Here is a 12,467-nt window from a genome sequence, read left to right on the forward strand (position 1 = left end):
CCGCTCATGGATATTCTGCAAATTCTCTCCAACACCGGGTCATCACTGATTGCACCAGCAACCATCGGATACGCCCTCGCGGCACTCGGTCTTGCTATGCACTTCGGTTTCACCGGACTGCTCAACATGGGTATGGCGGCCTTCATGGCCATCGGCGCCTATGGCTACGCGATCTCAATCCTCACCTTTGGTTTCCCGTGGTGGGGAGGCATGCTCGTCGGTGTCGGTGGCTCGCTCATTTTCGCCCTCATCCTCGGAATCCCCACGCTGCGTTTGCGCGGTGACTACCTCGCGATCGTGACCATTGCTGCTGCTGAAGTTGTGCGTCTGTTGTTCCTGACCACAACTTTCGACAAGTACACCGGCTCGGCCGATGGACTCAGCGGTTACCACGCCAGTTTCCGAGCGTTCAACCCGATCCCCGATGGCACCTACGGCTTCGGTCCGTGGGTGTACAACGCGAACGGCTGGTGGGTGCGCATCTTCGGGATCGTCATCCTTGCTCTCGCAGCACTCATCCTGTGGTCAGTCATGCGCAGCCCCTGGGGCCGCGTCATTAAGGGAATCCGTGAAGATGAAGACGCCGTGCGCGCCCTCGGAAAGAACGTGTTCTCCTACAAGCTGCAGTCGCTCATGCTCGGTGGTGTCTTCGGTGCAATGGGTGGAATCATTTACGCCCTCCCTGCCTCGGTGAACCCCGGTGTTTATGTGACGTCGCTGACGTTCTTCGTTTACACCGCACTACTGCTCGGTGGTGCTGCCACAATCTTCGGACCAATTATTGGTTCGGTGATCTTCTGGGGCGTTCAAACCCTGCTCAGCAACCTGCTTCCCGCTCTGGTCAACATCGGCGTGCTGCCGTTCATGACCACAACGCAGTCGCAGACGGTGCGTTTCATCCTTGTGGGTGTGGCGCTGATGTTGCTCGTGATCTATCGACCACAGGGCATCCTCGGCAATAAGAAGGAGCTGACCTTTGTCAAATAACGACACACCGGCTGCACCGGTACAACGCGCAAAGACGACGGGGCTCCACAAGGGCGATATCGCTCCCGGAGTAGCCAAGGTCGATCCGATCATCATTGCCGATGGAGTTCGTCGCACATTCGGTGGCCTCACCGCGGTCAACGTTGACCACATTGAGATCCCCCGCAACGCGATTACGGCCTTGATCGGTCCGAACGGTGCCGGCAAAACGACACTCTTCAACCTCTTGACGGGATTCGACAAGCCGGACGAAGGCAAGTGGACGTTCAACGGTCACGCTCTCGCCGGAATGGGCGCGCACAGGGTTGCTCGACTCGGCCAAGTGCGCACATTCCAACTCACGAAAGCTCTCGGGCTCTTGACCGTTCTCGAGAACATGAAGCTCGGCGCGAAGGATCAGATCGGGGAAAACATTTTCCGCGGCATGATCCCTCGGCTCTGGCGCAAGCAAGAAGCTGAAATCGAGGCACGCGCTGAGGTGCTGCTCAAGAAATTTAAGCTCGATGCAAAGTCATCAGACTTCGCGGCCAGTCTGTCAGGCGGGCAGCGCAAGCTACTCGAAATGGCTCGCGCCCTGATGAGTGAACCGACTCTCGTGATGCTCGATGAGCCGATGGCTGGGGTGAACCCCGCTCTGACCGAGTCACTGCTTGATCACATCCTCGACTTGAAAGAAGAGGGCATGACTGTGCTCTTCGTCGAGCACGACATGCACATGGTTCGGCACATTGCCGACTGGGTCATCGTGATGGCGGAAGGTCGGGTTGTTGCTGAAGGCCCGCCAGACGAGGTTATGAAGAATCAGGCCGTCATCGACGCTTACTTGGGATCGCACCAAGATGTGGACCTCGGTGTTGTCACCGGTCGCATCGAAGGCGAGCTCAACACGGCAGCAGTCGATATGGCAGCAGAGGTTGAAGAACTCGACTCCAAGATCGCCAAGCGCAAGGAGCCCCGCAAGTGAACGCAATTCCCACCGAGAATGCGGTAGTCCATGTCAAGGACCTCACCGCGGGCTACCTTCCCGGAGTCAACATTCTCAACGACTGCAACCTGGTCGCTAACCCGGGCGAGCTCATTGGAATCATCGGACCAAACGGTGCCGGTAAGTCAACGCTGCTCAAGTCCATTTTTGGTCAAGTGCAGGTGCGTGGTGGTTCAATCACGCTCAACGGCGATGACATCACTGGGCTCAAGGCGAACAAGCTCGTGTCGCGCGGTGTTGGTTTTGTTCCACAGAACAACAACGTGTTCCCCAGTCTGACGATCGAAGAGAACCTCCAGATGGGGCTCTACCAAAACCCGAAGATCTATGACGAGCGTCTCGAGTTCGTCACCAGCATCTTCAGCGAACTGAAATCGCGCCTCAAACAGCGCGCTGGTTCGTTGTCGGGTGGTGAGCGTCAGATGGTCGCAATGTCTCGCGCCCTCATGATGGACCCGCACGTGCTTCTGCTCGATGAGCCATCCGCTGGCCTCTCGCCCGTGAAGCAAGACGAAGCGTTCATCCGGGTTTCAGAAATCAACAAGGCTGGTGTTACGACCATCATGGTGGAGCAGAATGCACGACGCTGTCTCCAGATCTGTGACCGCGGCTACGTTCTTGACCAGGGCAAGGATGCTTACGAAGGCACCGGGCGTGAACTCTTGAACGATCCCAAAGTGATCGGGCTGTACCTCGGTACGCTCGGCACCTAAGCACTCTCGCTCACATAAAAGGGCCCCGCTCAGATTCGTCTAAGCGGGGCCCTTTTGTGCGTCCGCGCAGAGAGTTGGCACCGACGAATCAGGCCGCTCACCGAGAAGGTCACTCGTCACAGCGCTGGATGCCGCTGTGAGGGGTCGTTTCGGCCCAAACCATCCAGAGGCACCTGCGTGACTCGTTAGGCGTTGAGAGCGCGAACTGATGGCGTTTCAGGTTCCCTACAGAACCAGGGCCATCCGTGAATTTGCTTCAGCATCGCTCGGGGCAGACCGGCCCCGGCACCCGTCAGGCGTGTTAGTCGAGGCGTAAGCGCACGAAAAAGGCCCCAACCCTAAACGGGTTGGGGCCTTTCGCTTAGCGATGCTTAGCGGCTATTAGCCGTTGTATGCGCTGTACGTGTTGTCATCACCGTACTGGTAGATACCAACCTTGGCCTCGGTGGGGTCACCGAGTTCATCGAAGGAGATCGGACCAGAGATGCCGTCGTAGTCAGCTACGCCGCCACCGTTGATGATTTCTGCACAGTCGGCGAAGGTGGTGCACTTTTCGCCGTTACCTGAACCGCCTGATACTTCCTGCAGCTTCTCTGCGATTGCTGCGGAGTCGGTTGAACCGGCTGCGAGCGATGCGAGAGCAAGCAAGATGACCGAGTCATAGGACTCAGCTGCATAGCTGAATTCTGTGAGCTCGGGCTGGCCAGACTCAACCCAGAAGTCGTTGACTGCCGACGTAAAGTCAGCAATCGTGTCGACGCTCAGGCCGGGCAAGGTTCCCTTGGCGCCCGTGAGGGTACCAGGAGCCAGCTCGTCACCGAAGTTGGCGAGGTTGCCGTCTACGAAGTAGAGGTTCTCGGCCGGGAAGCTGCTGACAATGCTCGGAAGCATGGTCGAAACTTCTTCGAAGGTGATCAGTGCGATTGCGTCAGGGTCAGATGCAAGAACTTCTGAAATCTGAGCATCGAACGTGGTGTCACCGGTGTTGTAAGTGGGCTGTGAAACAACTTCACCACCGGCAGCTTCGAACGCTTCCTGCGTGAACTTGGCAAGGCCAGTTCCGTACGAGTCGTTGAGAACGATCATGCCGAGGGTCTCGTGACCGTCAGCAGCGATCAGGTTACCGAGAACCTCACCCTGAAGCACGTCGGAAGGAGCGGTACGGAAGTACAGACCCTTGTCGTCGTACGTCGTGAATGCGGCCGAGGTGTTTGCCGGCGAGAACTGAATAACTCCAGCGCCAACAACCTGGTCAATGAACTGAAGTGAAACACCCGAGGATGCTGCACCAAGAATTGCGGAAACATCTTCATTGAGCAGACGAGGGATTTCAGTCTCGTATGCCTTGTTGTCGGTGTCACCGGAGTCGCCCTGGATCAGGTCGATCTGGATGCCTGCATCTGCCTCGTTAACCTGAGCAGCTGCGTACTCGGTTCCTGCGATCTCGGGCGGGCCGAGGAATGCGAGGTTACCGGTTACCGGGAGTGCCGTTCCGAGTTTCAAGCTGAGGTCGCCACCACCGTTGCCGGAAGGAGTTTCCCCTCCGTCAGTTGCACAGCCAGCCAATACCAGTGCGCTTGCACCGACGATTGCGAGACCGCTCAACAGGGTCCGCTTGGACCGTGATGGGGAGGCCGTAGCCTTCGCGAATACGCTCATGTTGCTCCTTGCGTTTCGAATGTGTTCAGGAATCAAATGTGGCACTGCGGTGTCGCCACACAGTCAAGCTATGCCCACTCGGGACGTCTGCACAATACGTCTGTACTACAGCCTTGTAACACTCTTAAGAATCGTTACCATACGTAGACTCTTCAGAAACGCAGATGTTACTCAGTTAATCCGGGTGTACACGTTGTCGCTACCGTACTGGTAAATACCAATGATCGCGTCCTGAGGATCGCCATTGTCACTGAGGGTTATCGGGCCCGAAACACCGTCGTAATCTACGGTTCCGCCATCGAGGATAATCTTTGCAGCATCCGCAAAATTGGTCACGACCTCACCGTCACCAACACCACCCGAGACTCCTTGCATTTTGCTCGAGATAGCTTTTCCGCTTGTCTTTTGCGCCGCCAAAGCGGCGAGGCTCGCCAAGATCACCGCGTCATAGCTCTCCGCGGCGTAGCTGAAGTCTTTCAAGCTCGGGTTGATCTCCAGGAGCCTGTCAGTGAAATCAGAAATCGTCGAAATTTCTAAGCCCGGATGCGTGACGATCGACCCTGTCAGGCTTCCTGCAGCAAATCCCGAGCCGCGCTCCCCCAACGACAGTCCGCTAAAGAAGAGTTGATCGCCCGAGTAGCCGGCCGCGATGAACGCCTTGGCAATCTTCTCGGCCTGAGTGGTTCCCAGAATTGCTACGGCATCCGGCTTTGCGGCAATGGCATCAGCGATTTGATCGTCGAGGCCCGTTGCCTTGTCGTCGATAGTCTCTTCGACAATGACTTCGCCACCACCGCGCTGGAAGGTTTCACCGACTGCGCGAGGCAGCAGAGGTCCGCACAACGCATCTTCGGAGAGAATCGCGATCGAGCCGTCAACGCGGTCAGCCATTTCGGCGCCGAGAGCAGAACCTTCGAGCGCGCACGATGGCGATGTTCGCCAGTACAACATGCTGTCGTCATAATTCGAGAAATCAGGAGAATCGTTCGCTGGCGAAATCTCGACGACGCCCGCGCCAGTGATCTTGTCGATCACCTTTTTGGAGACTCCATTCGACAGGCCACCAATAATCACGGTTGCTCTTACCGCAAGCAACTCAGTGGCAGCATCTTCTGCAGTCGTGCCTGTTGAGTCGCCTGAGTCCTGCGTCTCGACGGTTACCGTGAGGTTGGCGTTGGCATCATTGACGTCCTGGGCCGCCAACGCAATCGCAGCCGAAACGGCGGGGGCAAACTTTTTGAGTGACCCGGTCTCGGGAACGAGAGCACCAATGGTGAGGGTCAAATCTTTGGGCGCGATGGGCTCCGGTGGGGCTTCTTCAGCCGAGCATCCGCTGAGAACAAGAACTGCGGCGAGAACGCCAGCAACTGCTGTGAACCCGCGACGGGTCCGCAGCGATACGCGTGATCCACGGTCTATGGATGTCATCACAGTCGCTCCTATCTACCGCTCGAAACAGAAAGCAGCATTGTTACGGTAGTGGGCAAATCGCGAAACACGAACTCAGCAAAGCCAATTCGCGGCCAAAAAGTGCCCCCAATCCGGGCGGCACTCGTTCTATCCGACGATCGATCCCGCCGTGAACACGAACTTATTTTCGCCGTTGTAGGTGTATTTTCCCCAGTATCCGGGCTCAATGTTTCCGTCTGGCGTGAAGTTGACCGTTCCCGAGACACCGTCATAGTCGATGTCATTTGTTGTTTTCAGGACCTGTAAACACTCAGCGAAACTCAGGCACTTCACTCCGCCCTTTGAGACGTCATAGAGGGAACCAGCAACCTGCTCCCCCGCGTCATCCTGGGCAACGATCGCCGCGAGAGCAGCCAACATAGTGGCGTCATAGGACTCCATTGCATAGCGGTAGCTCGTGAGTTTCGAATTGGTTGCCTTAAGCGTCGCGATGAACGTCTTCGATGGCTGCGCACCCTCGATGACCCCCCGCACCCCTTTCAGCGTGCCGTTCGTGAACGATTGCGAATAGTCACCAGTGTTCAGTGACGTAAGCCAGAGCTTCGAACCCTTATACCCAGCGGCCACAAGTTTTGCGATAGCGGCCTTGGTTGCCTTGACGGCGTCATACGTCGACCCGACAACAACAAAATCGGGCTTCGCTTTCTTAAGGTTGGCAACGATCGAATCAAAGTTGGTGGTTGAGCTGGTGAAAACTTCGTCGGCTACGAGTTCATTGCCGTACTCGGCGAGGGCAGTGACGAACGTGTCATGAAGCGCAATACCCTCGTCATCCGCGACATAAACAAATGCGATGCGCTGAGTTGTTTCCCCGCCGGCAAGGGCTTCTGCGAGCGCATAACCCTGCTGGTCGTAGGCCGGTATCGTGCGGAAGAAGTAGCCATCGTCGAAAACATCGCCCAGGCTCGAGAAGGTGGCAGCGGGAGAAATCACCGGAATCTTAGCTTCGATTGCGAGAGGGATAGCCCTTTGCGCGAGAGCCGACGACGACGGCCCGATGACCACATCAACCTTCTTAGACACCAGTGTCTTAAACGATGACTCGAGCTTTGTGGTCTTTGCCTCACCCGAGTCTGCACTCACAATCTCAACGGGGGCACCGTTTACTCCGCCAGCCGCGTTGATCTCCTTGACTGCAGCAGCCACCCCCGCCGCTTGCGCAGCAGCGAGAAAGGAGAATGTTCCACTCGTCGGAAAGATGGTACCCACTCGCAGCACGCCATCACCCGCAGGAGTTACAACCGGGGTCGGAGTAGGTGACACTGCTGCCGAAACCACCGGAGTGGGCGTCGGTGCAGGTGAACTGCACGCTGCAAGAGCGACGGCAACGGTTGCCGCAACGATTAGACGTCGAATTGCACGAAACCTCGTCATTGACTTACCTCTCTCGGCACCGCGACCTTCGGGCGATCACGCACCTTCACAGGAATACTACGGTGCGCCAGGAGCTTCGGCTGGCGAACCAAGCCGAGTACGTGACGAGTGACGGAAGAGATCGAAGGTGAGGATAGCCAACGCCACCCACACAATGGCGAATCCCAACCAGCGTTCCGGCGGCATAGCCTCGTGGAAGATGAAGACGCCAACCACAAGCTGCAGTATTGGCGCCAAGTACTGGGCGAGGCCCATGTAGGTGAGCGGCAGACGGCGGGCGGCGGCAGCAAAAAGGATCAACGGGATCGCGGTGATGGCGCCAAGACACAGCGTCAAAACCGTGTGGCTAGTGCTAACGGAGCCAAGCGAAAGAGTGCCGTTGGCGTCCAATACAAACAGAACTATTATGGCGATTGGCGTCAAGAATGCTGTTTCGACTGCTAGCCCACCCAGCGCATCCGCCTTCGGTCCAACGCTCTTCTTTACGAGTCCATAGATACCGAAGCTGAAGGCCAGAGCCAAAGCGATCCAGGGGAATTTTCCGTAACCGATCGCCAGCACAAGAACAGCGAGCGCACTGATGCCAATCGCGACCCACTGTAGAGGGCGGAGTCGTTCTCGAAGAATGATGACGCCAAGCAATACGGTCACGATGGGGTTCGTGAAGTAGCCAAGCGATGCTTCAACGATGTGGCCGTTGAGGCTTGCATAAACGTAGACAAGCCAGTTCACGACAACGAAAGCGCCGCCCAAACCCAGAGTCCAGAAAGTTCGACGATCGCGCACAATCACCATCACCCGCGCATAGCCACGCGTGACGAGCAAAAGTGCAGCACAGAAAACGAGTGAGAGAACAATCCGCCAGGCCACAATCTCGATGGCGCCTGAGTCCTTGAGGAAGAAAAACGCGATGGGCATCGCGCCCCACAGTATGTAGGCGGATACCGCAAAACCGAGGCCGCTCGGTGATACGCGGTCAGTAGCGTGAGAAGTCGGGGGCACCGTTAAATTCTAGGGCTGCGCCGGCTGCACCACTGACATCCGCCCAACACAAAAGCCCAAGGCAATTGCCTTGGGCTTGAGTGATGCCGAACAGCGAAGTTCGGCGATGATTTGCGCTTCGCCTTAGCGAACGACCACAGCAAGAACGTCGCGAGCCGACAGCACGAGCAGGTCGTCTCCGCCGTACTTCACTTCGGTCCCGCCGTACTTGGAGTAAATAACCTTGTCGCCTACGGCGATGTCAAGCGGCACGCGGTTTCCGTTGTCGTCGATACGACCGGGACCTACGGCGACTACTTCACCCTCTTGGGGCTTCTCTTTCGCAGTGTCAGGAATGACGAGCCCAGACGCGGTGGTCTGTTCTGCATCGACCTGCTTGATAACAATGCGATCTTCGAGCGGCTTAATGGACACCGACACGTGTGACCTCTTTCTCAAGTTCTTGGGTTGGCACACTCCCTGTGGGAGTGCCAGATCAACTATACGGCTTGGTTGGCACTCGATCAACGTGAGTGCCAATACAGATGCGGATACGGTTAGAGAATGAATCAGAGCGAATTGCGCGAGCTACTTTCAGCCGAAGGCCTCCGCCTGCTCGACTCACTTCCCGCTTGGCAATCGAGCGACGAAATTGTACGCACTGTCGGCGAACTGCGAAAAGCTGGCCACAGCGCCGGCCTCGTCGCCGCCGTGCTCAGCCAGTCCAAATTGCGGGCAAAAGCGGCGAACAAGTTCGGCCCATTTGCCGAACGGATGCTCTTTACCGAAGCCGGCCTCGAACAAGCAACTCGACTTCCTGTTGCGGCGCTCCACGCCGGCCGCTTCAGTAACGCCAATGTGAAGTGGGTCGCCGATCTCGGCTGCGGAATCGGCGCAGACGCCCTCGCGCTCGCAGGCCTCGGCCTCACCGTCACGGCTGTCGAGTTGGACGAAACCACCGCAGCGCTCGCGAGCTTCAATCTAGCTCCCTGGAGCAACGCTCACGTCGTTCACGGCGATGCAGAATCGGCAGATCTCTCAGGGATCGACGGCATCTACCTCGACCCAGCGCGGCGGGATGCTCGCGTTCGCCTGACCAATCCGGCGGACTGGACACCATCACTCGATTTCGCTTTCAGTCTTGCCGAGCGCTATCCCACCGGAATCAAGCTCGGCCCCGGCATCGATCGCGATCTCATTCCCGAAAATGCTGAAGCCCAGTGGATCTCAGTCGGCCGTGAAGTCGTAGAGCTCGGGCTGTGGTTCGGTGCAGTCGCTCGCGACGGCATCCGTCGCTCCGCACTGGTCATCGGTGAACACGGCACCGCCGAAATGACGGCAGCCTCCGACAGCGCAGATGAAGCCACGGGAGAATTAGGGCAGTTTCTTTATGAACCAGATGGGGCAGTCATCCGGGCGAGGCTTATCGGAGATCTCACCAGACAGCTGAACGGACGGATGCTCGACACGTCGATTGCGTACTTCAGTGCAGACGCAGCAGTGGCCTCGCCATTCGCAACCTGTTTCGAGATTGTCGCTGACTTCGCACTCGATAAGCGCTCACTCAAGAAGGAACTCGCTTCCCGCAAGATTGGCACTCTAGAAATCAAAAAGCGCGGGGTCGATATCGACCCCGCGACTTTCCGAACATCGCTCTCACTGAAGGGTGAGCACAGTGCAACGCTGATTCTTACGCGCGTGGCAGGCAAGCGTCGGGCGCTACTAGCTCGCCGCGTTGTTTCGCCTGCGTAGCGGGCTGGTGGCTGCTAGAAATCGCGGCGGAAGCTGGGACCCATCTGGCTGATGCCTGCAGTAAATAGCAGGAATGCGCCAATAATAATGATTCCGGTGATCAAGCCGATCGCGACGCTAATGTATCCGGTGATCAAGCCCGTGAGCCAGAAAGGACGCGACTGAGGTTGCTTCTTCTGCGCCATGTGGCCCATGACTACCGCTGCAACGCCCGGCAAGAAACCAAAAGCGACGAACGACAGCAGGATGCCCGAGATTCCGGTAACCATCGAGGCGATGGAGAGCCCCTGTGGGGGACCGGCCGGAACCGGGGTGAATGGTGCCTGACCCGGAGTAGCTGCACTCTCGTAGCCGGGGATCGGGGTACCGCTTGGCGCGGAGTACGGATCGTTCGACGTCGCGGGAGTGTCGTTGGGCGTGACGGGAGGCACCGGCGGGGTCGAGGGAGCTGACGTCGCCGATGCCGGAGTGGCCGCAGCAGCACTTGTCGCCGACACTGCGGACTTTGCCGGTGCCGGTGCCGCTGCTGACTTCGGTGCTGCGCTGGTGGGGGCGACTGGCGCTGGAACGGCAGCCTTCTCCGTTGCGGGTTTCGCAGCATCCATCTTCGCTGTGGGGGTGGCCTTTGGCGCAGTGCCCTTAGCCGCGGCAGTCTTGGTGGTGGAAGTCTTAGCCGCGGCAGTCTTGGTGGGGGAAGCCTTGGCAGGGGAAGTCTTGGTGGTGGAAGCCTTGGCAACTGAAGCCTTGGCAACTGAAGTCTTAGTGGGGGAAGCCTTCGCTGCAGGTGTGGACTTCGCTGCGGCCGGCGAGGCGGTCGTCTTCTTCGTTGCCGCAGGCTTCTTGGCTGACGGAGTCGCCTTTGCCTTGGGCGCGCTTGATGCCGCAGGAATAGCGGGAGTGGGGATCGACGGCGTCGAGCCGTCTGAGTTGTTAGTAGCCATTCGGCCACTTTAGCAAGCGAACATCAACATTTTCCCGTTAACAATTCGCGTTAACGCCGAAGGGCCCGCACACCTGTGCAGGCCCTTCGAACAGGAAAAATCTAGTACGAGGTTACGGCTCCGCCGAGTGCCAACGATCCGATGATGATCGCGCCAAAAATAATGGCTCCCAGTAGACCGAGGTAGCCCAGGACAAGTCCGATGATGGCGAGCACGTTGCCCTGTTCGCCAGTCTTTTTGATCTGGCTTAGTGCGATGTGACCAGTGATGATGCCGATGAGGCTAAGCCACAGAATCGAGGTCACGAGGGACACGATGGAGAGTACGTTCCACTTGGCAACCGGCGCGCCTGTTGGCGTCGAGGCGTAAGGCGTGGGTTCTGACATGACGGAATGCTCCTTAGTAGATGAAACCGAAAGCGGCGCGACCATATTGTCAGCCTGAAAGAACGCTGTCAATGTGTCTGGGTTCGAGCCTAGCGCGAAACTACGCCTGAATTTGGGTGACAGGAAGAGTCGAGTCCGCACTGAAGCTCAGCGTCGACGGTTGTTTACCTGCCATTACCAATTGGGCACCTAACGCTGCGATCATCGCGCCGTTGTCGGTGCACAACGACAGCGGCGGAATCCTGAGTTGGATGTTGGCAGCGTCGCACCGCTCCTGAGCGAGTTCCCGCACCCGGGCATTCGCAACAACCCCGCCACCGAGAAGCAGGCGAGGCACCCCTCGATCAACGCACGCCGCGACTGCCTTGGTCAGCAGGACGTCAACGACTGCCTCTCGAAAGCTAGCGGCAACATCCGCGATCGAGAATTCTGTTCCCGCATCTTGCTCGCGCTCCACCCACCGGGCAACAGCGGTCTTGAGACCCGAAAAGGAGAAGTCGTAGCGATGCCGCTCCAGATCCTTGGCATGACTGAGGCCTCGAGGAAAGCGAATCGCACGGGGATCTCCCCCGGCAGCAACCCGGTCAATCTGTGGCCCGCCCGGATACGGCAATCCCAGCAGTCTCGCTACTTTGTCAAAGGCTTCGCCTGCCGCATCATCGATTGTCTCGCCGAGCAGTTCGACATCGGAAACGAGATCACGCACATGCAGCAACGAGGTGTGTCCACCCGAAACGAGTAGCGCAATTGTCGGAAGGTCGATCTCGGTTCCGTCATCACGCAGCACATCCGCTCCGACATGACCGACGAGATGGTTGACGGCATAGAGCGGCTTGTCGGTCGCGACCGCAAGTGCCTTCGCTGCAGCAACTCCGACCATGAGCGCACCCGCCAACCCTGGACCGCTCGTGACGGCAATGGCGTCGACTTCGTGGAGCTCCACTCCCGCGGCGGCGAGCGCCTGCTCGAGCGCTGGCTGCATCGCCTCAAGGTGCGCGCGTGCAGCAACTTCGGGAACGACGCCGCCATAGCGTGCGTGCTCGTCCATGGAGGAAGAAATCACATTGGCCAGCAACCGATTTCCTCGAACAATGCCAATACCGGTCTCATCACAACTGGTTTCGATTCCCAGCACGAGCGGTTCCGTCGTGTTCATCGGCAGGCTGCGCGTGCTCGGAGCCTCGCGATACTCCGAGCGGGAGCTATCCCCTCCAGACAA

General features: G+C 58.1%; 12 protein-coding genes. 4 read left to right on the forward strand and 8 right to left on the reverse strand.

Features of this window, described 5'->3' with window-relative positions:
• Window positions 1-6 precede the first annotated feature (6 nt).
• Genes AC061P_RS11485 through AC061P_RS11495 form a run of 3 tightly spaced genes read left to right on the forward strand, consistent with a single transcriptional unit; the run spans window position 7 to window position 2,685 of the window.
• Window positions 7-987, forward strand: a complete 981-nt coding sequence (locus tag AC061P_RS11485) for a branched-chain amino acid ABC transporter permease (RefSeq protein ID WP_449647408.1) — start codon at window positions 7-9, stop codon at window positions 985-987.
• The gene (locus tag AC061P_RS11490; RefSeq protein WP_480391257.1) at window positions 977-1,951 is read left to right on the forward strand and encodes an ABC transporter ATP-binding protein; all 975 of its coding nucleotides are present in this window, start codon (window positions 977-979) and stop codon (window positions 1,949-1,951) included. The genes AC061P_RS11485 and AC061P_RS11490 overlap by 11 nt, the downstream gene beginning before the upstream one ends.
• Window positions 1,948-2,685, forward strand: a complete 738-nt coding sequence (locus AC061P_RS11495) for an ABC transporter ATP-binding protein (RefSeq protein WP_449647410.1) — start codon at window positions 1,948-1,950, stop codon at window positions 2,683-2,685. The genes AC061P_RS11490 and AC061P_RS11495 overlap by 4 nt, the downstream gene beginning before the upstream one ends.
• A 381-nt stretch (window positions 2,686-3,066) precedes the next feature.
• Here AC061P_RS11495 and AC061P_RS11500 read toward each other — a convergent pair whose 3' ends face one another.
• From AC061P_RS11500 to groES, 5 genes are all read right to left on the reverse strand, one after another.
• Window positions 3,067-4,344, reverse strand: a complete 1,278-nt coding sequence (locus tag AC061P_RS11500; protein ID WP_480391258.1) for an ABC transporter substrate-binding protein — start codon at window positions 4,342-4,344, stop codon at window positions 3,067-3,069.
• A 171-nt stretch (window positions 4,345-4,515) separates the two neighbouring features.
• Window positions 4,516-5,772 (reverse strand): ABC transporter substrate-binding protein, encoded by a 1,257-nt coding sequence (locus AC061P_RS11505; protein WP_480392180.1) that lies wholly within the window; start codon window positions 5,770-5,772, stop codon window positions 4,516-4,518.
• Window positions 5,773-5,901: 129 nt separating this feature from the next.
• The gene (locus AC061P_RS11510) at window positions 5,902-7,188 is read right to left on the reverse strand and encodes an ABC transporter substrate-binding protein (protein ID WP_480391259.1); all 1,287 of its coding nucleotides are present in this window, start codon (window positions 7,186-7,188) and stop codon (window positions 5,902-5,904) included.
• A 57-nt stretch (window positions 7,189-7,245) separates the two neighbouring features.
• The gene (rarD, locus tag AC061P_RS11515; protein WP_480391260.1) at window positions 7,246-8,190 is read right to left on the reverse strand and encodes an EamA family transporter RarD; all 945 of its coding nucleotides are present in this window, start codon (window positions 8,188-8,190) and stop codon (window positions 7,246-7,248) included.
• A 123-nt stretch (window positions 8,191-8,313) separates the two neighbouring features.
• Window positions 8,314-8,610 (reverse strand): co-chaperone GroES, encoded by a 297-nt coding sequence (gene groES / locus AC061P_RS11520; protein ID WP_021809375.1) that lies wholly within the window; start codon window positions 8,608-8,610, stop codon window positions 8,314-8,316.
• Between the two features lie 123 nt (window positions 8,611-8,733).
• Here groES and AC061P_RS11525 point away from each other — a divergent pair, with 123 nt between their 5' ends.
• Window positions 8,734-9,921, forward strand: a complete 1,188-nt coding sequence (locus tag AC061P_RS11525) for a class I SAM-dependent methyltransferase (RefSeq protein WP_449647414.1) — start codon at window positions 8,734-8,736, stop codon at window positions 9,919-9,921.
• A gap of 14 nt (window positions 9,922-9,935) precedes the next feature.
• Here the strand turns inward: AC061P_RS11525 and AC061P_RS11530 are convergent, their stop codons facing one another.
• From AC061P_RS11530 to tsaD, 3 genes are all read right to left on the reverse strand, one after another.
• Window positions 9,936-10,862, reverse strand: coding sequence for a DUF4190 domain-containing protein (locus AC061P_RS11530; protein ID WP_449647415.1), 927 nt, complete (start codon window positions 10,860-10,862; stop codon window positions 9,936-9,938).
• A 101-nt stretch (window positions 10,863-10,963) separates the two neighbouring features.
• Entirely contained in the window at window positions 10,964-11,248 is a 285-nt protein-coding gene (locus tag AC061P_RS11535; RefSeq protein WP_449647416.1) for a DUF4190 domain-containing protein, read from the reverse strand.
• Between the two features lie 100 nt (window positions 11,249-11,348).
• A complete protein-coding gene (gene tsaD / locus AC061P_RS11540; protein ID WP_449648204.1) occupies window positions 11,349-12,404 on the reverse strand; it encodes a tRNA (adenosine(37)-N6)-threonylcarbamoyltransferase complex transferase subunit TsaD in 1,056 nt (351 codons plus the stop codon).
• Window positions 12,405-12,467 lie beyond the last annotated feature (63 nt).

The organism is Rhodoglobus sp. G.S.4, assembly GCF_056619605.1.